The 25,493-nt window shown below is 73.5% G+C and carries 18 protein-coding genes and 1 pseudogene; 11 read left to right on the top strand and 8 right to left on the bottom strand.

The window, feature by feature from the left end; translation table 11 throughout:
• The first annotated feature begins 30 nt into the window (after window positions 1-30).
• Genes ABD224_RS20225 through ABD224_RS20195 form a run of 7 tightly spaced genes read left to right on the top strand, consistent with a single transcriptional unit; the run spans window position 31 to window position 8,386 of the window.
• Window positions 31-1,320 (top strand): glycosyltransferase, encoded by a 1,290-nt coding sequence (locus ABD224_RS20225; protein WP_344051875.1) that lies wholly within the window; start codon window positions 31-33, stop codon window positions 1,318-1,320.
• The gene (locus ABD224_RS20220) at window positions 1,317-2,744 is read left to right on the top strand and encodes an exopolysaccharide biosynthesis polyprenyl glycosylphosphotransferase (RefSeq protein WP_344051873.1); all 1,428 of its coding nucleotides are present in this window, start codon (window positions 1,317-1,319) and stop codon (window positions 2,742-2,744) included. The genes ABD224_RS20225 and ABD224_RS20220 overlap by 4 nt, the downstream gene beginning before the upstream one ends.
• Window positions 2,745-2,749: 5 nt before the next feature.
• Complete coding sequence (locus ABD224_RS20215) at window positions 2,750-4,111, top strand: O-antigen ligase family protein (RefSeq protein ID WP_344051871.1); 1,362 nt, start codon at window positions 2,750-2,752, stop codon at window positions 4,109-4,111.
• Entirely contained in the window at window positions 4,108-5,796 is a 1,689-nt protein-coding gene (gene murJ / locus ABD224_RS20210) for a murein biosynthesis integral membrane protein MurJ (RefSeq protein WP_344051869.1), read from the top strand. The genes ABD224_RS20215 and murJ overlap by 4 nt, the downstream gene beginning before the upstream one ends.
• Window positions 5,780-6,562: a polysaccharide deacetylase family protein gene (locus ABD224_RS20205; RefSeq protein ID WP_344051867.1), complete on the top strand. Its 783-nt coding sequence runs from the start codon at window positions 5,780-5,782 to the stop codon at window positions 6,560-6,562. The genes murJ and ABD224_RS20205 overlap by 17 nt, the downstream gene beginning before the upstream one ends.
• Window position 6,563: 1 nt before the next feature.
• Window positions 6,564-7,724 (top strand): glycosyltransferase, encoded by a 1,161-nt coding sequence (locus ABD224_RS20200; protein ID WP_344051865.1) that lies wholly within the window; start codon window positions 6,564-6,566, stop codon window positions 7,722-7,724.
• Window positions 7,721-8,386, top strand: coding sequence for a YveK family protein (locus ABD224_RS20195; RefSeq protein ID WP_344051863.1), 666 nt, complete (start codon window positions 7,721-7,723; stop codon window positions 8,384-8,386). Before ABD224_RS20200 ends, ABD224_RS20195 begins: the two co-directional genes overlap by 4 nt.
• Before the next feature lie 76 nt (window positions 8,387-8,462).
• On the opposite strand, the gene ABD224_RS20190 is transcribed toward ABD224_RS20195, so the two are convergent.
• Entirely contained in the window at window positions 8,463-9,827 is a 1,365-nt protein-coding gene (locus tag ABD224_RS20190) for a glycoside hydrolase family 26 protein (RefSeq protein ID WP_344051861.1), read from the bottom strand.
• Window positions 9,828-10,005: 178 nt separating this feature from the next.
• Between ABD224_RS20190 and ABD224_RS20185 the strand changes: the two genes are divergently transcribed.
• Both ABD224_RS20185 and ABD224_RS20180 read left to right on the top strand, forming a co-directional pair.
• Entirely contained in the window at window positions 10,006-11,268 is a 1,263-nt protein-coding gene (locus ABD224_RS20185; protein ID WP_344051859.1) for a carboxylate--amine ligase, read from the top strand.
• Window positions 11,268-12,533, top strand: coding sequence for an NAD(P)/FAD-dependent oxidoreductase (locus ABD224_RS20180; RefSeq protein ID WP_344051857.1), 1,266 nt, complete (start codon window positions 11,268-11,270; stop codon window positions 12,531-12,533). Before ABD224_RS20185 ends, ABD224_RS20180 begins: the two co-directional genes overlap by 1 nt.
• A 240-nt stretch (window positions 12,534-12,773) precedes the next feature.
• Here the strand turns inward: ABD224_RS20180 and ABD224_RS20175 are convergent, their stop codons facing one another.
• From ABD224_RS20175 to ABD224_RS20150, 6 genes and pseudogenes are all read right to left on the bottom strand, one after another.
• Entirely contained in the window at window positions 12,774-13,313 is a 540-nt protein-coding gene (locus ABD224_RS20175; protein WP_344051855.1) for a chaplin, read from the bottom strand.
• A gap of 152 nt (window positions 13,314-13,465) precedes the next feature.
• Window positions 13,466-14,329 carry an ABC transporter permease gene (locus ABD224_RS20170; RefSeq protein ID WP_344051853.1) on the bottom strand — a complete coding sequence of 288 codons (864 nt, stop codon included), beginning with the start codon at window positions 14,327-14,329 and terminating at the stop codon, window positions 13,466-13,468.
• Window positions 14,326-16,977, bottom strand: coding sequence for a CocE/NonD family hydrolase (locus ABD224_RS20165; protein ID WP_344051851.1), 2,652 nt, complete (start codon window positions 16,975-16,977; stop codon window positions 14,326-14,328). The genes ABD224_RS20170 and ABD224_RS20165 overlap by 4 nt, the downstream gene beginning before the upstream one ends.
• Before the next feature lie 183 nt (window positions 16,978-17,160).
• On the bottom strand, window positions 17,161-18,663 hold the full coding sequence (gene mmsA, locus ABD224_RS20160; protein WP_344051848.1) for a CoA-acylating methylmalonate-semialdehyde dehydrogenase: 1,503 nt from the start codon (window positions 18,661-18,663) through the stop codon (window positions 17,161-17,163).
• Window positions 18,660-18,848: pseudogene (locus ABD224_RS20155) on the bottom strand (hypothetical protein); the annotation flags it as partial. The pseudogene ABD224_RS20155 and the gene mmsA, both read right to left, overlap by 4 nt.
• A gap of 713 nt (window positions 18,849-19,561) precedes the next feature.
• Complete coding sequence (locus ABD224_RS20150; protein ID WP_344051846.1) at window positions 19,562-20,605, bottom strand: zinc-dependent alcohol dehydrogenase family protein; 1,044 nt, start codon at window positions 20,603-20,605, stop codon at window positions 19,562-19,564.
• A 356-nt stretch (window positions 20,606-20,961) separates the two neighbouring features.
• Here ABD224_RS20150 and ABD224_RS20145 point away from each other — a divergent pair, with 356 nt between their 5' ends.
• Window positions 20,962-21,207 carry a heavy-metal-associated domain-containing protein gene (locus tag ABD224_RS20145; protein ID WP_344051844.1) on the top strand — a complete coding sequence of 82 codons (246 nt, stop codon included), beginning with the start codon at window positions 20,962-20,964 and terminating at the stop codon, window positions 21,205-21,207.
• Window positions 21,208-21,260: 53 nt separating this feature from the next.
• Window positions 21,261-23,540 (top strand): heavy metal translocating P-type ATPase, encoded by a 2,280-nt coding sequence (locus ABD224_RS20140; protein ID WP_344051842.1) that lies wholly within the window; start codon window positions 21,261-21,263, stop codon window positions 23,538-23,540.
• A 650-nt stretch (window positions 23,541-24,190) separates the two neighbouring features.
• Here ABD224_RS20140 and ABD224_RS20135 read toward each other — a convergent pair.
• The gene (locus tag ABD224_RS20135) at window positions 24,191-25,480 is read right to left on the bottom strand and encodes a citrate synthase (protein WP_344051840.1); all 1,290 of its coding nucleotides are present in this window, start codon (window positions 25,478-25,480) and stop codon (window positions 24,191-24,193) included.
• Window positions 25,481-25,493 lie beyond the last annotated feature (13 nt).

The following is a 25,493-nucleotide window of genomic DNA, read 5'->3' as shown; positions in this document are numbered from 1 at the left end:
AGGGCCTTCGCGAGCAGGGAAACCGCGCGGGTGCCCCGTCCCTTCGCCGGTTCCCGGCCGCGGGTCCTGCACCTCACCCAGCCCGTGGACGGCGGAGTCGCCCGCGTGGTGGCGGACCTGGTCCGCGCCCAGTCGGCGGCCGGCCTGGAGGTGACCGCGGCCTGCCCCGACAGCGCGCTCACCGCCCAACTGCGGGCGCTCGGCGCGGACGTACGGCCCTGGCGGGCGACACGGTCGCCCGGTCCGTCGCTGGCGCGGGAGGTGCGGCATGTCGCACGGCTGATCGACGAGGTGCGCCCCGATCTGGTGCATGCGCACAGTGCGAAGGCCGGGCTCGCCGGGCGGCTCGCGGTGCGCGGGCGGATTCCGACGGTCTTCCAGCCGCACGCCTGGTCGTTCGAGGCGGTCGGCGGGGCCACCGCCGCCCTCGCGCTCCGGTGGGAGCGGTGGGGGGCACGGTGGGCCGCGCGGGTGGTGTGCGTCAGCGAGGCGGAGCGCGCCACCGGCGTGCGCGCCGGGATCGACGCGCGGTTCACCGTCGTGCCCAACGGCATCGACCCCGAGCGTTTCCACCCGGCCCCCGCCAAGGCGGCGCGGGCCGGGCTCGCGCCGCTCGCCGGTCTCGACCCGGCCGCCCCGCTCGTGGTGTGCGTGGGGCGGCTGTGCCGGCAGAAGGGGCAGGACGTGCTGCTGCGGGCCTGGGACGCCGTCGTGCGTGAGGTGCCCGGTGCCCGTCTCGCCCTGGTCGGCGACGGACCGGACGCCGGCCGGCTGCGCGCCCAGGCCCCGCCGTCCGTGCTGTTCGCGGGAGCCGTCGCCGACACCCGCCCCTGGTACCAGGCCGCCGACCTGGTGGTCCTGCCCTCCCGCTGGGAGGGCATGGCGCTGGCCCCGCTGGAGGCCATGGCCTGCGGGCGGCCCGTGGTGGTCACGGACGTCGACGGTGCCCGCGAGAGTCTGCCGCCCTCCTTCACCGACCGGTGCCTGGTCCCGCCGGAGAACCCGGCGGTACTGGCCGAGGCCCTCATCGGGGTGCTGCTCGACCCGCCGCTGCGCGCGTCGCTCGGCACCCGGGCCCGCCGGCACGTGCTGGACGTCCACGACGTACGGCACACCGCCGAGCAGATCGCGGACGTCTACCGCGACCTGCTCGGCCCCTGGCCCGCCGCCGACAAAGCGGCTCCGTCCACCGCGGCCGGGCGCGCGAGGACACGCGGCGCCGAGCACGGCCGGCCACCCGACCCAGGCTGTGGCGCCGGGGCGAACCAGGCGGCACAGCGCGTCCAGCCCACCGAGCACAGGGAGTCGAAGCACTCGTGACCGCGGAACCCACCGTTTCCTCACCCGGCGCACCCCCACGCGCCACCTCGTCCTCATCGGTCTCGGTCATGCCGCCGCGCGGCACCGCCGCCGGTGTCCCGTTCCCCCCGGTGCGGCCCCCGGTGCACCCGCCCTCGCCGGTGCCGCTGCTCGTCGCGGACGGTGCCGCCGCCCTGCCGGGCCTTCTGGCGCTGTCCGGGCCCGAGCGCCCTCCGCTGGTCGTCGTCCTGCTTCTCGTGGCGTCGCTGCTGCTGCGTCCGCGCGACAGCAGACCACCGGTGCCGACACTGCTGGAGGAAGTGCCCGCCGTGTGGGGCCGTGTCGCGGTGGTCTGGCTGGCGCTCGCGGCGCTCGTGGCGGCGTACCGGCCGGACCACCCCCTGTCCCTGCGCACCGTGCTGACGGGCCTGGCCCTGCAGGCCACGGCGGGCTGTGTGCTGCGCGGCGTCGTGCACATGCGGCGGCGCGCGGTCCTGGTGCGCCGCCCGCACCCCGCGCTGCTGGTCGGCCCGGCGGCGACCGCGCAGCGTGTGGCCGCCGCCGTGCTGCGTCATCCGCGGTGCGGCATCCGTCCGGTGGGGATCGTCGCCGACCGGGCGGACGGCTGCGAGGGCCTGCCGGTGCTGACGACCGCCGAGGAGGTCAGGCGCGCCGTCATCCAGAACGGGGTACGGGCGGTGCTGGCCGTCCACCCCTTCGCGCGCGTCGAACAGGAGTCGCTGCTGCGGTCGCTGGCCGAGTCGGGCTGCGTGGTGTGGGAGATCGACCCGCACAGCCCGTCGTACGCGGCGAGACAGCGGCTGGCCGGGTTCCCCTGCCGTCGCCTGGACATGTCGGCGGCACGCCACGAGGGCGTGGGCAGACGGGTGCTCGACATCCTGGTGTCGGGAACGCTGCTGCTGCTGGTCAGCCCGCTGCTGCTGGTGTGCGCGGTGGTGCTGCGGATCAGTGACGGCCCGGGAGTGGTGTTCCGTCAGGAGCGCGTCGGCAAGAACGGAAAACCGTTCACGCTGCTGAAGTTCCGTACCTACCGCCCGGCCGACGAGCACGAGTCGGCGACCCGGTGGAGCGTGGCGAACGAGCACGAGATGCGCCGGTTCTGCCGGATGCTGCGGCGCACCTCGCTGGACGAGCTGCTCCAGCTGTGGAACGTGCTGCGGGGCGACATGAGCCTGGTCGGGCCGCGACCCGAACGGCCCTACTTCGTCGCGCAGTTCAGCAAGACCTATCCCGGCTACGCCTCCCGGCACCGGATGCGGGTCGGACTCACCGGTCTCGCCCAGATCCACGGGCTGCGCGGCGACACCTCGATCGAGGACCGCAGCCGGTTCGACAACGCCTACATCGACGACTGGTCGCTGTGGCAGGACGTCTGCATCCTGCTGCGCACGGCGGCCGCGCTGGTACGTCCCACGGGGAGTTGAGCGACGTGAGCCTCGCCCTGACCGTGCCCTGGCACCGGGCTGCCGCACTGGCGCCGGTCCTGCCCGCGGTGGCCGTGGTCGCCCTGCTGGCCCTGCCGCTGACGCCGGCCTCCGCAGGCCCCGCCGACGTGGCCTCCGGGCTGCTGGTGGTGTACTGCCTGGTCCGTCTGGTGCGCGACCGGCGACGACCGCTGTCCCCCGCGGCGGCCGTGGTGCTGGGCCTGCCGGTGGTGGGGCTCGCGCTCGCCGCCATGGGGGCGCCCTCGACGGCGGCCGGGTTCAACGGCCTCGGCCGCTACCTTCAGATCTTCGTACTGGTCCCGGCCGCGGTACTGCTGCTGATCCGCGGCCGGGCCGACTTCCGGTTGCTGGCCTGGTCGTTCGTGGGGCTCGCACTGTGGCAGGGGGCGCTCGGCGTGCACCAGTACATCACCAGGACCGGCGCCTCCTACCAGGGCGAGAACATCCGGGCGGTCGGCACCTTCGGGGCGCACGACGTGATGGGCATGGCGACGGCGGTGGCGCTCGGCCTGGTGTGCGCGGCCGGGATCGCGCTGGGCCGGGCGCCGGTGCGGCAGCGGGCGCTCGCCGCCGGCTGCGCACTGGTCCTGCTGCTGCCGCTCGCCCTGTCCTTCAGCCGGGGCGCCTGGATCGCGACCGCCCTGACGTGCTCGGTGCAGCTGGTGCTGGCCGGGATGCGACGCGCCCTGAAGGTGATCGCGGCGCTCACCGCGGCGGGGGTGGTCCTGGTGGGCGGATTCGGCGTCGGTACGGCGGCGCTGCAGGAGCGGATCGGCTCCATCGCACGCGTCACCGACGCTCCCGACCAGTCCGTGACCGACCGGTACGCCCTGTGGGCGTCCGCCGCCGGCATCTGGCGCGAACACCCGCTGACCGGGGTCGGGCTCAAGGGCTTTCCCCAGTACCGCGACGGGCACGCCACCCTGGCACTGTCCTCGGGCTCCGAGGTCGCGGGCGCCGGAGCGGCGTACCAGCGGCAGCCGCTGCTGTCGCCGCACAACATGTATCTGCTGGTGCTGAGCGAGCAGGGCCTGATCGGGCTGCTCGGGCTCGCCGGCAGCTGGCTGGCCCTGCTGGTGCACGCGCTGCGCGGGCTGTGGCGCCCGCGCGCACGCGGACCGGTGCTCGACTGCGCGCTCGTCGCCTGCGGCCTGCTGCTGTGGCTGCTGACCGACTTCGCCTACGGGGACATCGGCGGTCCCTCGACCGTGCTGACCGGCGTGGCCCTGGGCCTGGCGGCCTGGTGGGCACTGGCCGGCCAGGAGCGCGGGGCGTGCGGGGAGCACGGCAGGGCCGTGGCGCCGGGCGGAACGCCGCAGCGGACCGAGGAGGCCGTGGCGCGATGACGGTGAAACCCTCGCACACCCCCAGGCCCACGGCCGGCGGTGCTCCGACCGTCCCCCCGGCGCGCACCGCCGCCAAGGCGGTGGAGGGCGCCGAGGCGACCTCGGCGTCCCGGAAGTTCCTCGCCCGGGCCACGCTCCTGACGGCGTCGCTGTCGATCGCCGGCTCCCTGCTCGGTCTGGTGCGCGACCAGTCGCTGGCGCGGCTGTTCGGCGCGGGCAGCGACACGGATGCCTTTCTGGTGGCGTGGATCGTGCCGGAGTTCGCCGCCACGCTGCTCATCGAGGACGGGCTGGCGCTGGTGCTGATCCCGGCGTTCAGCCTGGCGCTGGCCCGCCGCGCCCGGGGCACGGCCGACGATCCGGTCCGCGCCCTGGTGGCCTCGACCCTGCCCCGGATGTGCCTGGCCCTGGCCGCGGTGGCCGCGCTGATCGCCGGCCTCGCCCCCTTCCTGGTGCGGATCCTGGCGCCCGGCCTGCCCGACCCCCGCCTCGCCGCCGACTGCACCCGGCTCACCGCGACCTGTGTGCTGGCCTTCGGGCTCGCCGGGTACTGCAGCGCCGCCCTGCGCGCGCACCGCCGCTTCTTCGCCCCCGCGGCGATCTACGTCGCCTACAACACCGGCATCATCGCCGTGATGTTCCTGCTCGGCGCGCACTGGGGCGTGCGTGCCGCTGCGGCCGGGGTCGCCGTGGGCGGCTTTCTGATGGTGGCGGTGCAGGTCCCCTCGCTGTGGCGGCAGCTGACGTCGCGCAGGCGGGCGCCCCGCTCGGCCGGTGAGGAGATCGAGCCGCGGCCGGTGCAGATCGCCCTGGTCGCCGCCGTGCTCCTGTTCGCGCTGTGCCGTCAGTCGCAGGTTCTCGTCGAACGCTTCCTGGCCTCCACCCTGCCCTCCGGGGCCATCTCGTACCTGAACTACGCGCAGAAGGTCGCCCAGATCCCGATGACGCTGTCCCTGATGCTGACCACCGTCACCTTCCCGGTGGTCTCCCGGGCGCTGGCGGAGGGCGACACCGAACGGGCCCGCAGCCGTGTGGAGCGGGATCTGGCCCTGACCTCCTGCATGGTCCTGCTGGGCATGTGCGCGGTGATCGCCTGTGCCCCGCAGATCATCGAACTGCTCTTCCAGCGCGGCGCGTTCACCGCGAGCGACACCGCCGCCACCGCGGAGGTCATGCGGGTGTACGCCCTCGGGCTGCTGGGCCACACCCTGGTGGGCGCCCTGGTGCGCGGCTACTTCTCGGCGGGCCGGCCCAGCTGGTACCCGGTCGGTGCGATGACCGCCGGCATCGCCGTGACGTCCTGGGTCGGCGCCGCGGCCGTGGCCCCCTGGGGCGTGGTGGGCATCGCCGCCGCCAACGCCCTGGGCATCACCGTCACGGCCGTTCTGCTGCTCGCCGGTCTGCGCACGGGCCGGCAGAGCGACTCCCCCAGCCTGTCGATCCGCGTCCGGCGGATCCTGGCCGAGCTGAGCAGGCCCGTGCGCGCCGCGATCGTCGCCACCGTCGCCGGGGCGTTCGTCGCGGATCTGCCGGGCTCCCCGGTGGCGGGCCTCGCGGCCGGCTGCCTGACCGTGCTCGCCGTCTTCATCCCCCTCACCTGGGCCCTGGGCGCCCAGGGCTGCGCATCCGCGCTCCGCTCCGTACGCACCCTCACACGAAGGCTCACACATGGCCGCTTCCGTTGACTGCCCGGACACCGGTGACCGCCCCGTCACCGGCGCACTCTCCGCTCCACGCCCCGGTCCTCCGCCCTGGGTGGCGATGTACCACTCGGTGGGCGACTGCTCCGACGACCCGTACCGCATCACGGTCACGCCCGAGCGGCTCGGCCGGCAGCTGGCCTGGCTGCGCCGGCGCGGGCTGCGGGGCGTGCCCGTGGCCGAGCTGCTGGCCGCCCGCGCCCGGGGCGAGGGACGGGACCTGGTCGGGCTCACCTTCGACGACGGGTACGCCGACTTCATCACCCATGCCCTGCCCCTGCTGCGCCGCTGGGGCTGCCGCGCCACGGTGTTCGTCCTGCCCGGACGGCTCGGCGGCGACAACGCCTGGGACCCGCTCGGCCCGCGCAAGCCGCTGCTGACCGCGGACGGCATCCGGCGCGTGACCGCCGAGGGCATGGAGATCGGTTCGCACGGCCTCACCCACCTCGACCTGACCCGGGCGGACGACCTCACCCTGAAGGCCGAGCTCGTCGAGAGCCGCGCGCGGCTCGAGGAGCTGACCGGCGTCCGCGTCGACGGCTTCTGCTACCCCTACGGCACCATCGACGCCCGTGTCGTCGCGGCCGTGAGGGACGCGGGGTACGCCTACGCCTGCGCCATCGACCCCGGCCCGCTCACCGGTGTGCACGCCCTGCCGCGGGTGCACGTCGGCCAGAACGACACCTTTTGGCGTCTGCATCTCAAGTACCGGCTGCACCGGCTGCGCCGGCGTCCGGTGGAGGGCCTGTGACATGAGGGCCCTGCACATCATCACCGGCCTCGGGGTCGGCGGGGCCGAGCAGCAGCTGCGTCTGCTGCTGCGTCATCTGCCCGTCGACTGCGACGTGGTGACGCTGACCAACCCCGGCGCGGTCGCCGAGGGCCTGGCCGCCGACGGTGTCCGTGTGACGCACCTGGGCATGCGGGGCAACCGCGACCTGGGCGCGCTTCCGCGGCTGGTCCGGCTGATCCGCGCCGGCGGCTACGACCTGGTGCACACGCACCTGTACCGGGCCTGCGTCTACGGCCGGCTCGCCGCCCGCCTCGCCGGGGTCCGCGCCGTCGTCGCCACCGAGCACTCCCTGGGCGCGTCGCAGATGGAGGGCCGCAGGCTGACGGCGGGGGTGCGCGCGCTGTACCTCGCCACCGAGCGCCTGGGCTCGACCACGGTCGCCGTCTCCCCGGCGGTGGCCGACCGTCTCAAGCGCTGGGGGGTGCCCGCGCCCCGTATCGAGGTCATCCCCAACGGCATCGACCTGGACCGTTTCCGCTTCGACCGGGAGCGGCGCGAGCGCACCCGCGGACACCTCGGCCTGCCCGAGGACGCGTACGTCGTCGGCGGGGTCGGCCGGCTCACCCGGGGCAAGCGGTTCGACGTCCTCGTGCACGCGCTCACCCGGCTTCCGGACGACTGCCGGCTGCTGCTGGTGGGCGGCGGCCCCGAGGAGCGGGCGCTGCGCCGCACGGCCCGTGAGGCCGGTGTGGCCGAACGCGTCCTGTTCACCGGTGAACGCCCCTACCTCTCCGACGGCTCCCCCGGCCCCGACCTGCCCTCGCTCATCTGCGCGATGGACCTGTTCGCGTCGCCGTCCACGGAGGAGGCGTTCGGCCTGGCGGCCGTGGAGGCGCTGGCCTGCGGCCTGCCCGTGCTCTACGCCTCCTGTCCGGCCCTCGAGGCCCTGCCGCCCCCGGCCGCCGGCCGTCGCGTGCACGGCGGCCCCGAGGCATACGCCCGTGCGATCGCCGAGGTCCGCGCGGCGGGCCCCCGGCCGCGGACGGCCCCCGAGGCCGCGCACCGCTACAGCATCGCCCGCAGCGCGGCCCGGCTCATGGACGTGTACGCGGCCGCGGCCTCCCGTTCGTCCTCATCCTTCCCGACTCTGGTCTCACCTCTGGGAGCAAGCCCCTCATGACCGACACCCCGACCCGTCAGTCCCGCCTGTCCCCGGCCCGTCTCAAGAGGCTGCGCCTGCCGTCCTGGTCCGTGCTCGCGGCGGGCACCGTCCTCGGCGGTCTGTGCGGCGGCGCGTACGGCCTGCTGACCCCTCCGACGTACACGGCCACCAGCTATGTCGTCGCGGTCCCGGCCGAGCAGTCCGACTCGGGCGCCGCCCTCGGCTTCGCGCAGGCCTACGGCCGGGTCGCCACCCAGCTCGCGGTGCTGATCGAGGCGCAGGACCGGGCGGGCGTGCCGCTGCGCACCCTGCAGCGGAACGTGCGGGCGGCGACCTCGCCGGACGCCCCCATGGTCGCGGTGTCGGCCACCTCCTCGCGTCCGGTGCTGGCCGCGGACATGGCCAACGCCGTCTCCCAGGCGCTGATCCGGCAGGCGGGCGCCGCCAAGGACAGCACCCGGGTGCAGCTCGTGCAGTTCTCGCGGGCGGTCAGACCGACCGAGCCGACGTCCGCGCCCACCTGGGTGACCTCCGCGGTGGGGGCGAGCGCGGGCGGACTGCTGTCCGGTCTGGCCCTGCTGGTGCGCCCCCGGCGCAAGGACCAGGAGCAGGGCGTCATCCGCGCCCCCGCCGCCTCGGTGACCGTCCCGGCCGTCGCCGTCGATGCCGCGCAGCGGTGACGGCCGGGCCCGGACGGCATGCGCCGGCCGCGGCCCGCGGGGCCGGCCGGCCGCCGGCGGACCAGCCGGTGATCCGCTAGCCGTCCGATCGCCGGTCGTGGCGGACGCAGGGCTTTCCGCCGGTCCAGTACTCCACCCAGTCGCCCGGGTCCGTCGGTGTGCAGCCCTGCGGGGACGGCGGGGCGGCGGACTTCGGCACGGGCGTGGCCGTGGGTGCGGGCGCCGGAGCCGGCACACCGATGCGTCCGTACAGGACGGACCGGTAGACCTCGGACGACCGGGGATTGTCCGTGCACCGCCACACGCCGTGCGGACAGTAGTCGCTCAGCGTGTTGTAGAGCGGTTTGTGCTCGTCCATCCACGCGAGCATGCGCCGCATCCATTCGGGATTGTCGCCGTTGCGGAAGAGTCCCCATTCGGGATAGGAGATCGGTTTTCCGTGAGCCTTCGCGAAATCCACGTGCGCCTGAAGCCCGTAGGGCTCTTTCACCTGTTCGTCGAAGGAAAGCCCGGCCGGCTGGTCGTAGGAATCCATGCCGATGATGTCGACCACGTCGTCCCCCGGGTAGCACCGCGTCCAGGGAACGGCGTCCAGGCCGCGGCTCGGTGTGAAATCGAACCGGAACTTCTGCCCCGGCACCGACCGCATGGTGGTGACGATCCTTCTCCAGTACTGCTTCCACGCCTCCGGGTCCGGTCCGCAGCGGTGGGTGTATGTGGTGCCGTTCATCTCCCAGCCGAGCACCAGGATCGTGTCCGGCACCTTCAGCCGCACCAGCCGCTCGGCGAGGACCCGGAAGTGGTGGTCGAACCTCCCCTCGGCGCCCTGCCGCACCAGTTTCCCGACCTCGGCGTCGGAGAGGTTCTCCTCGTTGCGCTCCTGCAGGGGGACGTTGAGGACGAGCATCCGGTCGGGCCGCTGGTTGCGCCAGTACGCCCAGGTCTCGAGGAAGTCGACGTCACCCTCGATGTCGGCCCAGGTCCCGCCGGGCAGGTAGGTGTGGCCGACCCGCAGGTCGGCGCCGCCCAGCCAGTGGCTGAGCCCGGGCATGCGGATCACGCCCCGGATGTCGGAGCCGAGGAAGGCCCCGAAGGCCGGGGTGTCCCGGAGGGGCATCAGGATGTGCGCCGGGAGCGGTACCGGCGGGCCGGGGACGATCACGGACGGAGGGGGCTGCGAGGTGCCGGCCGCTTCGGCCGGAGCAGTCGGAGTGGCCGGAGCGACCGGAGAGGCCGGGGCTGCCGGGGTGGCCGGAGGAACTGGAGGGACCGGGGCTGCCGCCCCGGATGCCGCCGGGGCCGGCACCGGAGCGTGGGCACCGGCGGTGCGCACCACCCCCACGCTCGGCGCGGAGCCGGCCGCCAGGGTGACCGACGCGGCGGCCAGCACCGCGCCCACGGCCGGCCAGCGGACCCGGGCACGTCTGCGCTCTGGGGTCATGCCTGTTCCTTTCCTCGCTCCGGTCCGTTCTGCCTTTCGGTTTCCCGGTATTGACGGACCGTCATATCAAGTCAGGCACAGGAAAACCCATGGCGCCACCGCCATCGCGGCTTTCGAGTGCCTCCCTCGCCCATATGGGTGAGCCGCTTCGAAATAGCTTCGAAAGAAGAGAGAATTCATGCCGTTGCTCGACACCCGTGTTCCCGCGGTTCTGCTGCGGATCGACCGGAATCCCTTTCACCACGGAACGCTGGGCGCCGTGCGCTCGCTCGGCAGGGCGGGAGTGGAGGTGCATCTCGTCGCCGATACGGCGGAAAGCCCCGTCCACGCGTCGCGTTATGTGCGCGAGGTCCATGCCCCGCCCCTTCCGGGGGCGTCCGACGACGCCGTCGTCGAGGTGCTGCGCCGGGTGGCCGACCGGGTCGCGCGTCCCGCCGTGCTGGTCCCGCTGGACGACGCGAGCGCCATCGCCGCGGGCCGGATGCGGGATGTGCTCGCTCCCTCCTACCTGCTGCCCGAGACACCGGGCGCGCTGCCCGAACGCGTGGCCGACAAGGCGGAGTTGGCCGCCGTGTGCGCCTCGGCGGGCGTCCCGCACCCGATGACGCTGATCCCGGACAGTCCGGCGCGGGCCGCGGCGGACGCGCGCCGCCTCGGGCTGCCGCTGGTGGCGAAGTGGAGCCGGCCCTGGCTGCTGCCCGCCGGCAGCGATCTGCGCAGCACGGTGCTGGTGCACTCCGAGCAGCAGGCCCGGGAGCTGTACCGGCGCACCGAGGAGGCGGGCAGCCGGCTGCTGCTGCAGGCGTATCTGCCGCCGGGACCGGACCGCGACTGGTTCTTCCACGGCTACGTCGACCGCTCGGGCAGCGTGCGCGCGGGCGGCACCGGCCGCAAACAGCTGTCCTGGCCGCGCAGCGCGGGGCTGACCGCGGTGGGCCACTGGACGGCCAACCCCGAGGTGCGGGCATCGGCCGAGCGGCTCGTCGGCGCACTGGGCTACCGCGGCATCCTCGACCTCGACTTCCGCCGCTGCGGGACGACGGGCCGCTGTCACCTGCTCGACTTCAACCCACGCCCCGGCGCCCAGTTCCGGCTCTTCACGGACAGCGCGGAACTGGACGTCGTACGCGCCCTGCACCTGGACCTGACGGGCCGTGCCCTGCCGTACGGGGCCCCGAGGGCCGGGCGGGCGTTCGTGGTGGAGAACTACGCACCGCTCGCCGTGCTGCGTACGGCACCGGGCGGCCGCGAACTGGCCTGGTACGCCCGGGACGACCGCGCTCCCGGGCGGGCCATGTGGGGCCTGTGGTGCCGCCATGTGTCCCGTCGGCTGCGGCAGAAGCTGAGCCCCACGACGGTGCTGCCGGCGCCCCGCCCGGTCCCCCGGGCGGCCACCGGTCCCCTTCCCCCCATGACCGACAACGAGAAAGCGAACCGTTGATGTTGTACGACCTTGTAGTGGTGGGCGCGGGACCGTACGGTCTGTCGATCGCGTCCCATGCCGCGTCCGCGGGGCTGAACCTGCGGGTGTTCGGCCGCCCCATGGCGTCCTGGCGGGACCACATGCCCCGCGGCATGCTGCTGAAGTCCGAGCCGTGGGCGTCGAACCTGTCCGATCCGCAGGGACGCTGGCGTCTGGACGTGTACTGCGCCGAGCACGGCCTGACGGCGCGTCACGCGGAGCCGATCGCGGTGGAGCACTTCGCCGCGTACGGCCTGTGGTTCGCACGCCACGCCGTGCCGGAGGTGGACGAGCGCCGGGTGATCCGGGTGACGCCCGGTCCGGGCGGCTTCACGGCGGTCACCGAGGACGGGGAGGCGGTGCACGCGCGCACGGTGGCGCTGGCGGTCGGTGTGATGCCGTTCGTCGAGGTACCGCGGACGCTGCGCGGCCTGCCCGCCTCGCTGGTGTCGCACAGCTGCGACCACAGCGACCTCGGCCGGTTCCGCGGCAAGGACGTCACGGTGATCGGCGGTGGCCAGGCGGCGCTGGAGACCGCGGCCCTGCTCACCGAACAGGGCACGCGTGTGCGGGTGCTGGCGCGGGCGGACCGGCTGGTGTGGAACGATGTGCCGCCGCCCCTGGAGCGGCCCTGGTGGCAGTCGGTCCGCTGCCCGCACAGCGGCCTCGGGGTCGGCTGGCGGAACTGGTTCTACGCCGAGCGTCCCCATCTCTTCCGGCGTCTGCCGGAGCGGACCCGGTCGTGCATCGCGACCACCGCCCTGGGGCCGGCGGGCGCCTGGTGGGTGCGGAGCCGGGTGGAGGGCGTGGTGGACGTGCTGACGGGCCACGAGGTCGCCGCGGCCAGTGCGGTGCCGGGCGGCCTGCGGCTGGACACGGTGACCCGCGAGGGCACCACGCGCACCCTGGAGACCGAACACGTCATCGCCGCCACGGGGTTCAAGGCACGCTGCGACCGGCTCTCGATGCTCTCCGCCGATCTGCGCGGATCGCTGGCGGCCCTGCCCGACGGCTCCCCGAAGGTCGGGTACGACTTCGAGTCCTCGCATCCCGGTCTGTTCCTCGCGGGCCTGATGACCGCCTCCGGTTTCGGTCCGGCCATGCGCTTCGTCCAGGGCGCGCCCTTCACGGCGGCGACCCTCGTCCGCGGGGTGCGCCGCCGTCTCAGATCGACCCCGACGGGCAGGACGATCCCCGTACCGGGAGGCAGCCGCAGCGGCTCGCCGTCCCCGGTGCACGGCTGACGCGGAGCCGCTCGGCCGGCCGTCCGGCTCCACCGCCGGCACGACGCGTGCGGCATCCGTGAGGTGACTCGTTCCCGGACCGGCCGGGGCCGCCCTGTGGCGGTGGCCCCGCCGGTCCGGTCCGTCCGCGCCCGGTCCCCGAAGGGCGCGGGCACCCGACTGGTGGTGCCGGGCCGGCTGCCGCCGGTGCACGGCCGGCGCAGGACCTCTGCCCGGCACCGGTGGCGGCTGCCGGTGGGACTACCGGTGGGAAGCAGCACGGCCGCGGCGGTACAGCATCGTGCCGCCCGTGATCAGTGCGGCGCCGGCCGCCGAGGCCGCCAGCAGGGCCTTGCCGCCGGTCTCGGCCAGCTGCGGCGGCTTGCCGGGCTGCTCGACCGTGGTCGGAGGCGGCGTCCGGTCGGTCCGTGTGGGCGGAGGGGTGGTGCGCGGGGGCTGCGGGGCGGGGGCGACCGGCGGGGCCGGCTCGCAGTCGTCCGTGCAGCCGCCGGGGGAGGGCAGGGGCGGCTGCTCCTCCTCGTCCTCGTCCTCCTCGTCCGCGGCGTTGACGCAGGAGTTGCCGAACGCCCCGTTCAACGCCGCGAGCACACCGACGGTGTTGCCGCACACGTTCACCGGCACCTCGGCCGGCACCTGCACGGTGTTCCCGGACAGCATGCCGGGAGAGCCCTCGGCGGCTCCGGTCGCGGACGTGTCGGCGAGGGCGGTGCCGCCGTACAGGGACAGAATGCCCGTGGCGGCGGCTGCCGCGCACACTCCCCTGCTCAGTGTCTGTCGCAATGCGCTTGTCTTCCTGCTTGACGGATCGGGAAAACCGAGACCTGCCGGGCACGGGTGCGTCCGCCGGCCGTGGCGCCGCGTGCCCTGCCTGTTTCCTCAACCCGATGCGTGCGCATTGGTGTCGGGAGTTCACCCGGTTGGCCGCAGCCGGGTCACGACACCACGTCCTTCTGGGCGAACCCGCGGAAGGCCAGGGCGAACAGCACCAGCGCACAGGTGACGGAGACCGCCGTGCCCTGGATCATCCCGGACCACTCCGGGCGCGGCTGCAGGGCGTCGACCCAGGCGAACTGCCAGTGCGCGGGCAGGAAGTCGCGCCAGCCTCCCAGAGCCGTGACGGCGTCCAGGACATTGCCCACGACGGTCAGCCCGACCGCCCCGCCCACGGCGCCCAGGGGCGCGTCCGTCCTGGTCGACAGCCAGAACGCCAGGCCCGCGGTGACCAGTTGCGACACAAAGAGGTACGCCACGACCACCACCAGCCGCCGCACGGCGGTGCCCGCGTCCAGCGCGCCGCCGGTGGGGATCCGCAGCGGCTCCCAGCCATAGGCGGCCGTGCCGACCGCGAGCGCCACGGACGGCAGCAGCACCATCGCGGCCAGGCTCAGCCCGAGCCCGACGACCAGCTTCGACCACAGCAGCCGGGCCCGGGGCACGGGCGCGGCGAGCAGATAGCGCAGGGAGGACCAGTTCGCCTCGGAGGCGACCGTGTCCCCGCAGAACAGCGCCACCGGGATCACCAGCAGGAAGCCCGCCGACACGAACAGGTTCACCGCGGCGAAGTTGGCGCCGGACGCGGTGGCCGCGTCCATCAGCGTCACCCGGTCGTTGCGTCCTCCCGGCTCGCCTCCGATCGCGAAGGCGACGGCCAGCACGAAGGGCAGTGCGGCCAGGATGCCGCCCATGACCAGCGTGCGACGCCGTTTCAGCTGCCGCACCAGCTCGACCCGCAGGGGCAGGGTGCGGCCCGCCCGGTAGCCGGAGGCGGCCTCGGCGCTCTGGGCGGGCGTGCTCATGCGGAACCTCCGATCAGGGTGAGGAAGGCGTCCTCCAGCCGGCGGTGCGGGCCGACCGAGGAGACGGGCACCTCCAGGCGCACCAGGTCCACGACCAGGCTCTGGGCCGTGCCGCCGGGCTCCAGCCGGACCAGCAGGCCCTCCTCGGTCCGCACCGCCGAGGCCACGCCGGGCAGGGCGGCGACCTTCTCCACGACCGGCTCCTCCACGGGCGTGGCGGTGCCGACCAGCAGGGTGTCCCCGGAGCCGGTGATCTCGCCGACCGGACCGGCCCGCACCAGCCGCCCGCGGTCCATCACCACCAGGTGCGTGCAGGACTGCTCGACCTCGGCGAGCAGATGGCTGGAGACGATCACCGTGCGGCCGCCGGCCGCGTAGCGGATCATCACCTCGCGCATCTCGCGGATCTGGGGCGGGTCGAGGCCGTTGGCCGGCTCGTCCAGGATCAGCAGGTCCGGCAGGCCCAGCATGGCCTGGGCGATCGCCAGGCGCTGGCGCATGCCCTGCGAGTAGGTGCGCACCGCGCGGTCCAGGGCGTCGCCGAGTCCGGCGATCTCCAGGGCCTCGTCCAGGCGGGCGTCCTCGGGCGGGCGGCCGGTGGCCCGCCAGTACAGCTCCAGGTTCTCCCGGCCGGACAGATGGGGCAGGAAGCCCGCGCCCTCGACGAAGGCGCCGACCCGCGACAGCACGGGCGCGCCGGGCCGGACGGCGTGGCCGAACACGCGGATCTCGCCGTCGTCCGGCCGGATCAGTCCCATCAGCATGCGCAGGGTGGTGGTCTTGCCGGCGCCGTTCGGCCCGAGCAGGCCGAGCACCTGGCCCCTCTCCACCCGGAAGGACAGGTCCCGCACCGCGTATCTGTCCGCCGATCCGGCGTACCGCTTGCTCAGGCCGGTGATCTGCAGCGGGACGCCGGCCAGTTCCGGATCCGGGGCGGGCGCGGCGGTGCGCCGGCGGGCGGTCGCCGGCAGGGCGAGCGCGACCGCCGCGCCGGCGAGCGGCAGCCACCACACCCACGCGGGCAGCGGCCCCGCCGCGGTGGTCACCCGGGGTGCGGTCGGCACCTTCAGGTCGCCCGCGAGCGCGACGGTGTAGTGGGCCGGGGCGGCCGGGGAGGCGTAGCCGAGGTCGGTGGAGGCCAGGACCAGACGGAGCCGGTGGCCCTTGCGCACCTCGTGGTCGATCGCCGGGAGGGTGAGGGTGACGTCCCTGCCGGCCTTGGCGCCCTCGACCCGCACGGGCTGCACCAGCTGGGCGGGCAGCACCGGACGCGCCGCGCCCGGCCCGACGTCGTACACCTTGGCGAAGAGCACCGCGTCGTCACTGGTGGACGTGATGCGGACGGTCACCGTGGGCGACCCGGTGATGCGCAGGTCGCTCTCGAGGGGCGCGGAGTCGAACCGCGCGTGCTGGCCGGGGAGGTCCAGCGACACACCGGCGCCGAGCGAGGACAGTTGGGCCAGGGAGCCGGAGCCGCCGAGGCCGGGCAGGGAGGACACGGCGGGCGGGCCGGCCCCCGCGGGGTTCTCGAAGCGCTGCTCGCCTCCGCTCAGGGCGATGGACCGCTGTCCGTTCCGCAGCCCCGGATAGGCGTCGGCGCTCGCGCCGCGCAGGATGGCCCGGCCGTCGGTGGAGTCGACGCCTCCGGTGCGGGTGACGCGGAAGGCGGGCCCGGTGGCGGCGCTCCTGTCGTTCTTGAGGTGGCGGTCGAACCAGCTCCTCACCCGTGCCCGGACCCGGCCGGTCTCCGGGTCGCCGCCGTCGTGGCCGCCGGCGATCCAGTCGACGCCGACCGGTGCGCCGTTCGCCCGGATCGTCCTCGCGGCGGCATCGGCCTGGTCGAGCGGGAAGAGCGAGTCGGACTGGCCCTGCACCAGCAGCGTCGGCACCCTGATCCGGTCACCGACGGCGGACGGCGACCGCGCCTCGAGCAGCCTGCGTGCCTCGGCGTCCGGCCGTCCCGACTCGGCGACCCGCTCGTACATCCGGCACAGGGTGGGTTCGAGCTTCCCGCAGCCGCCGCCGGCGCTGATGAACCAGCCCGCCCACAGTTTCTTGAACACGCCGCCCGGGAACAGGGCGTCCGCGAGGTTCCAGTACGTGATCGACGGGGCGATGGCGTCCACCCGGTCGTCGTGTCCGGCGGCGAGCAGGGAGACCGCGCCGCCGTAGGAGGCGCCGGCCATGCCCAGGCGGGGGTCGCCGGCCCTGTCCAGCTCGACCTCGGGCCGCTTAGCCAGCCAGTCGATCAGCCTCGAGACGTCGGCGACCTCGGCCTTGGGGTCGTTCAGCCCGATCTTCCCGGTGGACCTGCCGAAGCCGCGCGCCGACCAGGTCAGCACCGCGTACCCGGCCCTGGCGAGGTCCTCCGCCTGCTGCCGTACGTCGTCCTTGCTGCCGCCGAAGCCGTGCCCGAGCAGGACCGCGGGGTGCCGGCCGGGGCCGGCCGGGGTGAAGTACGAGGTGTCGATCCGCACCCCGTCGCCCATGGTCATGACCCGGTCGGCGCGGTGCACCGGAGGCGGGTCGCCGGAGGCGACCGCCGTCCAGGTCCCGGCACCGGCGAGGACGACGACAGCGGCCCCGGCGGCCAGCAGCCGCCGGGGCCTTCGCCGCAGCCCGCGCAGTGCGGGCAGTCGAAGATCCATGCCTCCACCGTACGGGCCGCCGGCGGCGGCCGGTGCCCCCGTGAGGCCGACTCCCGTCCCCTCCTCGGGGAGGACGGAACGGCCGCGGCGTACCGCGTCCGTGGTACACGCCCCGCCCGCACGGCACCGCCGCGGACGGCGGGGCCGGACGGAGGCCGGACGGTCCGCCGTCCGCGCGGACGGTCAGTGGTTGCGGGGGAAGCCGAGGTCCACGCCCGCCGGGGACTCGGACGGGTCCGGCCAGCGGCTGGTGATCACCTTGCCGCGGGTGTAGAAGTGGGTGCCGTCGTTGCCGTAGATGTGGTGGTCACCGAAGAGCGAGTCCTTCCAGCCGCCGAAGGAGTGGTAGCCCACCGGGACCGGGATCGGCACGTTGACGCCGACCATGCCGGCCTCGACCTCCAGCTGGAAGCGGCGGGCCGCGCCGCCGTCCCGGGTGAAGATCGCGGTGCCGTTGCCGAACGGCGAGGCGTTGATGAGGGCCACGCCCTCCTCGTAGGTGTCCACGCGCAGCACGCACAGCACCGGGCCGAAGATCTCGTCCTGGTACGCCTTCGAGGTGGTCGGCACCTTGTCGAGCAGCGAGATGCCGATCCAGTGGCCGTTCTCGTAGCCCTCCACGGTGTAGCCGGTGCCGTCGAGGACCACCTCGGCGCCCTCGCTCGCGGCATTGGTCACGTAGGAGGCCACCCTGTCGCGGTGCTCCTTGGTGATCAGCGGGCCCATCTCGGAGGCCGGGTCGTTGCCGGGGCCGATCTTGATCTTCTCGGCGCGCTCGCGGATCTTCTCCACCAGCTCGTCGCCGATCGAGCCGACCGCCACGACGGCCGAGATCGCCATGCAGCGCTCGCCCGCCGAGCCGTACGCGGCCGAGACGGCGGCGTCGGCGGCGGCGTCCAGGTCGGCGTCCGGCAGCACCAGCATGTGGTTCTTGGCGCCGCCCAGGGCCTGGACGCGCTTGCCGTGGGCGGAGGCGGTGGCGTGGATGTGACGGGCGATCGGGGTGGAGCCGACGAAGGAGACCGCCTGGACGTCCGGGTGCTCCAGGAGCCGGTCGACGGCCACCTTGTCACCCTGCACGACGTTGAACACGCCGTCGGGCAGCCCGGCCTCGGCCAGCAGCTCGGCGAGGCGGATCGACGCCGACGGGTCCTTCTCGCTGGGCTTGAGCACGAAGGTGTTGCCGCAGGCGATGGCGATGGGGAACATCCACATCGGGACCATCGCCGGGAAGTTGAACGGGGTGATGCCGGCGACCACGCCCAGCGGCTGCCGGATCGCGGCCACGTCCACACGGGTGGCGACCTGGGTGGACAGCTCGCCCTTGAGCTGCACATTGATGCCGCAGGCCAGATCGACGATCTCCAGTCCGCGTGCGACCTCGCCGAGCGCGTCGGAGTGCACCTTGCCGTGCTCGGCGGTGATCAGCCTGGCGAGCTCGTCGCGGTGGGCGTCCACCAGCGCGCGGAACTTGAACAGGATCGAGGTCCGCTGGGCCAGGGAGGACTGCCCCCAGGTGGCGAAGGCGTCCTTGGCGGCGGCGACCGCGGCGTCCACCTCCTCGACGGATGCGAACGCCACCTTCGTGGTGACCGCGCCGGTCGCCGGGTCCGTGACCGGCCCGTACGTCCCCGAGGCGCCTTCGACGGTCTTTCCGCCGATCCAGTGGTTGACGATCTTCGTCATGCCCGGTTACTCCTTCGCAGATGGCGGCGTCGGGTCGAGACCTGCCGTTCGTACAGCTCATGTGCTCCGGCCGCCGACGGTCGGGTCGCGGCCTGGGTCGCACGTCCATCCCAGCAGCGTTGCGCGTCGGGCGCCCCCGACACTGTGTCTGCGGTTTCCGTCCCCACGTAGACACATGTGGACGTGCCGCCGTGCGCGCCGCGCCGAGGAAGTGGCGCAAAGGTCACGGGCAGGCGGCATACGGCCGTCCGCCGCACACCGCTTCCGGCGCGGATACCGGGATCTGCCGGGGACCTCCGGCGCGGGGCCGTAGCGGGCGGGGAGTCTGCGCTCGCCTTCGCTCCTGCCAGGGCGAAGCGGCCTTCCGCGCCGGAGGCGATCGGTGCCCGGGTGCCGCGAGGGCACGTGGGGTCCTCACCCAAAGTGCCCTCACCACCAGGGATATGAACTCTTCGTCCGTCGTGGCGCCGTATGTCCACACCGTCCATCGGCGGCCTCTACCGGTTGTAATGCCGGCACGCAGCCCTGTCAATGGTTTGTCCGGACATTCGGACGAGAGTGAGGGGACGTCTTGGACGCGCCGCAAGGACCTCCGCCGTGTCGCGCGTGCCGCACGCGTGCGGGTCCGCGGTCGGCCGCATCCGGCGACAGGCGCTTGCCGGTGCGTACGGAACGCCGCCGGCCGATCGACCGGGCACAGGCTTGACGGGCACCGGCAGCACCCGGCTCCCCCGGCGGCCCCCTCAGCCGCCGGGGCGCACAGGGGAGGTACGCGTCCGACCGGCCGCACGGCCCGGCAACCGCGGCCGCGGGGCCGGCCGAAGCCCTTGTCCCCCTTGCCTTTTGACTTCTTGCCTTTTGACTTCTTGTCCTTCGGCGCCTCGGCCTTCGGGTCAGGTCAGCTCCACGGCTCGATGACCGTGACCCCGGCGCCCGGTGCCGTCCCCATCGCCGCGAGCGCCTCCGGGGCGGCCTCCAGGGGGATGGTCGAGGTCACCAGCAGGTCCGGCCGCAGCACACCGGCCTCCACCAGCCGAAGCATCTGCGGATAGGCGTGCGCGGCCATGCCGTGGCTGCCCAGGAGCTCCAGCTCCAGGGCGATCGCACGCGCCATGGGCACCGGGGTGGTGCCCTCCGGGGAGGGCAGCAGGCCGACCTGGACATGGCGGCCCCGGCGGCGCAGCCCGTTCACCGAGGCCGCGCAGGTGGCGGGCGAGCCGAGCGCGTCGAGCGAGAGGTGGGCGCCACCGCCGGTCACCTCGCGCACCCGCTCCGCCGTGTCCCGTACGCCGGTCGCGTCCACGCAGTGCTCGGCACCGAACGCCCGGGCCAGCTCCAGGGCCTGGGCGGACACGTCCACCGCCACCACCCTGGCCCCCGACGCCGCCGCGATCATCACCGCCGACAGCCCCACACCGCCGCAGCCGTGCACGGCGACCCACTCGCCGGCGGCGACCCGGCCCTGCTGGACCACGGCGCGGAACGCCGTGGCGAACCGGCAGCCGAGCGAGGCCGCCGTCGCGAAGGACATCCCGTCGGGTACGGCGACCAGGTTCACATCGGCGTGGTCGAGCGCCGTGTACTGGGCGAAGGAGCCCCAGTGCGTGAAGCCCGGCTGGGTCTGCCGCTCGCACACCTGCTGGTCGCCGGCCGCACAGGCGGGGCAGGTGCCGCAGGCGCAGACGAAGGGCACGGTGACCCGGTCGCCGGGCCGCCAGCGGGTCACCCGCGGACCCACCTCCTCCACGGTCCCGGCGAGTTCGTGCCCCGGCACGTGCGGCAGTGCGATGCCGGGGTCGTGGCCCTGCCAGCCGTGCCAGTCGCTGCGGCACAGGCCGGTCGCCTCGACCCGCACCACGACCCCGTGCTCCGCGGGCCGCGGATCGGCCACCTCCCGCACCTCGGCCGGCTCCCCGTACCGCTCGAACACCACAGCCCGCATCCGCCGCCTCGCCTTCCGTCCGGGTCTTCCCCGCGGCCCACCGCTTCCGGCGGAACGGTAGTACGGGGCTCTCACGGCCTCGAGACGCGCCCAAGCCTGTCCCTGCCCCCGCTCCCGTCCCCGCCCTCCCCCGCCCGGCACCCGGAAGAAATCCCCGGCCTCCCCGCCGGCCGCCACTGCCGGCGGACTCCCTTCCCCTCTGCCCGGCCCGCGGCGGACGCGGAGGCGGCGCGCCGGAACCGCCACCCTTTGGGGAATACCCCCTAGGGGTATAGTGTTGTGTGCAAGCGCGGCCCGTGGGCCTCGCGCATCCCATCCCTCACGACACACGACACAGCACGACCGAGGAGTACGCCATGACCGACCGGACCGACACCCCGGACACCGCCGCCGTCACCACCGTCTACAAGGTGAGCGGGATGAGCTGCGGGCACTGCGAGGGCGCCGTCTCCGCCGAGATCTCCGAGCTGCCCGGTGTCAGCTCGGTGAAGGCCGTCGCCTCCACCGGCGAGGTCACCGTCGTCTCCGCGGCCCCGCTCGACGAGGAGGCGGTGCGCGCCGCCGTGGACGAGGCCGGCTTCGAGCTCGTCGGCACGGCCTGACGGAGCCCGCAACGCCGCTCCCCCTCCCTCCCGTCCGCCGTCTGGAGTTCCGGATGAATACCTCCACCGCCCCGCAGACATCCCCGGCCCACCGGCCGGACCTCCCCGAGGTCGAGCTGCTCATCGGTGGGATGACCTGCGCTTCCTGTGCGGCCCGCGTCGAGAAGAAGCTCAACCGCATGGACGGCGTCACCGCGACGGTCAACTTCGCCACGGGAAAGGCCAGGATCGCCCACCCTCCCGAGGTGTCCGTCGACGACCTGATCGCCACCGTGGTGAAGACGGGTTACACGGCCGAGGAGCCCCCGCGGCCGGAGCCGGAACCGGAGGCCGGAGCGGAGCCGGCCGAGCGGCAGGCACCCCAGGATCCCGAGCCGGCCTCCCTGCGCCGGCGCCTGATCGTTTCCGCGGTCCTCGCCGCCCCCGTCGTCCTGCTCGCCATGGTCCCGGCCCTGCAGTTCGACCACTGGCAGTGGCTCTCGCTGACCCTCGCCGCGCCGGTCGTCGTCTGGGGCGGTCTGCCGTTCCACCGGGCGGCCCTGACCAACGCCCGGCACGGCGCCGCCACCATGGACACGCTGGTCTCGATCGGCACCCTGGCCGCGTTCGGCTGGTCGCTGTGGGCCCTGTTCCTCGGCCATGCGGGCATGCCCGGCATGCGCCACGAGTTCAGCCTCGCCGTCTCCCGGACGGACGCGTCCTCCACGATCTATCTGGAGGTCGCCGCCGGAGTCGTGGCGTTCATCCTGCTCGGCCGTTTCCTGGAGGCCCGCTCCAAGCGGCGGGCGGGGGCGGCGCTGCGGGCGCTGATGGAGCTGGGCGCGAAGGACGTCGCGGTCCTGCGCAACGGCACGGAGGTACGGATCCCGGTGTCCGCGCTGGCCGTCGGCGACCGGTTCGTCGTACGGCCCGGGGAGAAGGTCGCCACCGACGGCACGGTCGTCGAGGGCACCTCGGCGATCGACGCCTCCATGCTGACCGGCGAGTCGGTGCCGGTGGACGTCGGTGTCGGCGACACCGTCACGGGTGCCACGGTCAACGCGGGCGGCCGTCTGGTGGTCGAGGCCACCCGGGTCGGCGCGGACACCCAGCTCGCGCGCATGGCGCAGCTGGTCGAGGACGCGCAGAACGGCAAGGCCGAGGTGCAGCGGCTGGCCGACCGGATCTCGGCGGTCTTCGTGCCGGTCGTCCTGGTCATCGCCCTGGGCACTCTGCTCACCTGGCTGTTCGTCACCGGTGACGCGACCGCGGCCTTCACCGCGGCCGTCGCGGTGCTGATCATCGCCTGCCCGTGCGCCCTGGGTCTGGCCACACCGACCGCGCTGATGGTCGGCACCGGCCGGGGCGCGCAGCTCGGCATCCTGATCAAGGGTCCCGAGGTGCTGGAGTCCACCCGCCGTGTCGACACCGTCGTCCTGGACAAGACCGGAACGGTCACCACGGGCCGTATGACCCTCCAGGAGGTGTACGCCGCCGAGAGCACCGACGAGAAGCAGCTGCTGCGCCTCGCGGGCGCCCTGGAGCACGCCTCCGAGCACCCGGTCGCCCGGGCCGTCGCCGCCGGCGCCGAGGAGCGGGTGGGACCGCTGCCCCCGGTCGAGCACTTCGAGAACGTCCCCGGGCAGGGCGTACGCGGGCGCGTGGAGGGCCACGAGGTGACCGTGGGCCGGTTCGCGGACCTCGCCGCCCGGCTGCCGCAGGAGGTGGCCCGCGCCCGCCACGAGGCCGAGAGCGAGGGCCGTACGGCGGTCGTCGTCGGCTGGGACGGGGTGCCCCGGGGTGTCGTCACCGTGGCCGACGCGGTCAAGGAGACCAGCGCCGAGGCCGTACGGGAGCTGCGCGCGCTGGGACTGCGCCCCATGCTGCTGACCGGGGACAACCGCACGGTCGCCGAGACCGTGGCACGGGCGGTCGGGATCGACCCCCAGGACGTGATCGCCGAGGTGCTGCCGCAGGACAAGGTCGACGTCGTCCGGCGGCTCCAGGCCGAGGGGCGGAGCGTGGCCATGGTCGGCGACGGCGTCAACGACGCGGCCGCGCTCGCCACCGCCGATCTGGGTCTGGCGATGGGCACCGGCACGGACGCCGCCATCGAGGCCGGCGATCTGACCCTGGTGCGCGGCGATCTGCGGGTGGTCGCGGACGCCATCCGGCTGTCCCGGCGGACCCTGGCCACCATCAAGGGCAACCTGGTGTGGGCCTTCGGCTACAACGTGGCCGCGCTGCCCCTGGCCGCCGCCGGGCTGCTCAACCCGATGATCGCGGGGGCGGCGATGGCGTTCTCCTCGGTGTTCGTGGTCACCAACAGTCTGCGGCTGCGAACATTCCGTTGAGATCACGACTTCTGACGGAAGTCAGAGACCCTCTAGAAGTCCAACGCGCGCCTCACATAAGCTCTTCACAAGGCTCACGCATCATCCTTACGCTGGAGTCCCGTTCACCGTACGTGGGCTCCTGTGTACGGAGCGGAGATGCGCGAGAGACACAGATCACAGTGATGTGAATGTAACCATCGAAGGGGTTCGAAGGTCTAAGTTGGCGATTGTCATTGTCGGGCAGCGTCTTGGGGGGCGCTGACCGGCAACCGGGGATGTCTTGGGGGACTTCCTCGGAGATGCGTTGCCGGGGCAGGTACAGCGGGAAGCTTTGAGCGGCCCTCCCGTGCGTGCGCTGTCCCGGCAGACCGCACCGGCAGTACGGCTGCGGTGCGGGGTACGGCGAGTTCGCTCGCCGTGCTCGCAGCGATTCAGGCGCTGGACCTCACAGACGCCCGGCCGGATCCCGTGGGGGGAATCCGTACCGGGACATGGGAAGGCGCCCTGGTCGTCGGCCCGTGGGGGGACCGGCGTACCGGGGCGCCTTCCGCTTTCCTCACAGCCTCTTCGGGCTCGGCACAGCCCATGAGGGGCTCGATGGGCCCGATGCGAGGCCCCGCGCCCGCCGACCGCGTGGACACGGGGCCCGATGAGACCGGATGTCCGTCTCAGCGCTCCTCGACGGGGACGAAGTCGCGCTGGACCACACCCGTGTAGATCTGGCGCGGGCGGCCGATGCGGGAGCCCGGCTCCTTGATCATCTCCTGCCACTGGGCGATCCAGCCCGGCAGCCGGCCGATGGCGAACAGCACCGTGAACATCTCGGTCGGGAAGCCCATGGCCCGGTAGATCAGACCGGTGTAGAAGTCGACGTTCGGGTAGAGCTTGCGCTCGACGAAGTAGTCGTCGGACAGCGCGTGCTCCTCCAGCTTCAGGGCGATGTCGAGAAGCTCGTCCTTCTTGCCCAGCGCGGAGAGCACTTCGTGCGCGGCAGCCTTGATGATCTTGGCGCGCGGGTCGAAGTTCTTGTAGACCCGGTGGCCGAAGCCCATCAGACGGACGCCGTCCTCCTTGTTCTTCACCTTGCGGATGAAGGAGTCGACGCTGATGCCGGAGTCACGGATGCCCTCGAGCATCTCCAGCACCGACTGGTTGGCGCCGCCGTGCAGAGGGCCCCACAGCGCGTTGATGCCGGCCGAGATCGAGGCGAACATGTTGGCCTGCGAGGAGCCGACCAGACGGACCGTGGAGGTCGAACAGTTCTGCTCGTGGTCCGCGTGCAGAATCAGCAGCTTGTCCAGCGCGGAGACGACGACCGGGTCCAGCTCGTACTCCTGGGCGGGGACCGAGAAGGTCATGCGCAGGAAGTTCTCGACGTAACCGAGGTCGTTGCGCGGGTAGACGAAGGGGTGGCCGATCGACTTCTTGTACGCGTACGCCGCGATCGTCGGGAGCTTGGCGAGCAGGCGGATGGTGGAGAGGTTGCGCTGCGTCTCGTCGAACGGGTTGTGGCTGTCCTGGTAGAACGTCGACAGCGCCGAGACCACCGACGACAGCATCGCCATCGGGTGGGCGTCGCGAGGGAAGCCCTTGTAGAAGTTCTTGACGTCCTCGTGCAGGAGGGTGTGCTGCGTGATGTTGTACTTGAAGGCGGCGAGCTCGTCGGCGGTCGGCAGCTCACCGTTGATCAGCAGGTAAGCCACCTCCAGGAAGGTGGAGCGCTCGGCCAGCTGCTCGATCGGGTAACCGCGGTACCGGAGGATGCCCTTCTCACCGTCGAGGTAGGTGATGGCGGATTTGTAGGCGGCCGTGTTGCCGTATCCGCTGTCCAGGGTCACCAGACCCGTCTGGGCGCGCAGCTTCCCGATGTCGAAGCCCTTGTCGCCGACGGTACTGTCGACCACCGGGTAGGTGTACTCGTTACCGTCGTACCGCAGTACTACAGAGTTGTCGCTCACGTCTTCCCTCACC

Source organism: Streptomyces thermoalcalitolerans (genome assembly GCF_039525155.1).
GTDB classification, from domain to species: Bacteria; Actinomycetota; Actinomycetes; order Streptomycetales; family Streptomycetaceae; genus Streptomyces; species Streptomyces thermovulgaris.
This window is presented reverse-complemented; position numbering and strand designations above follow the sequence as displayed.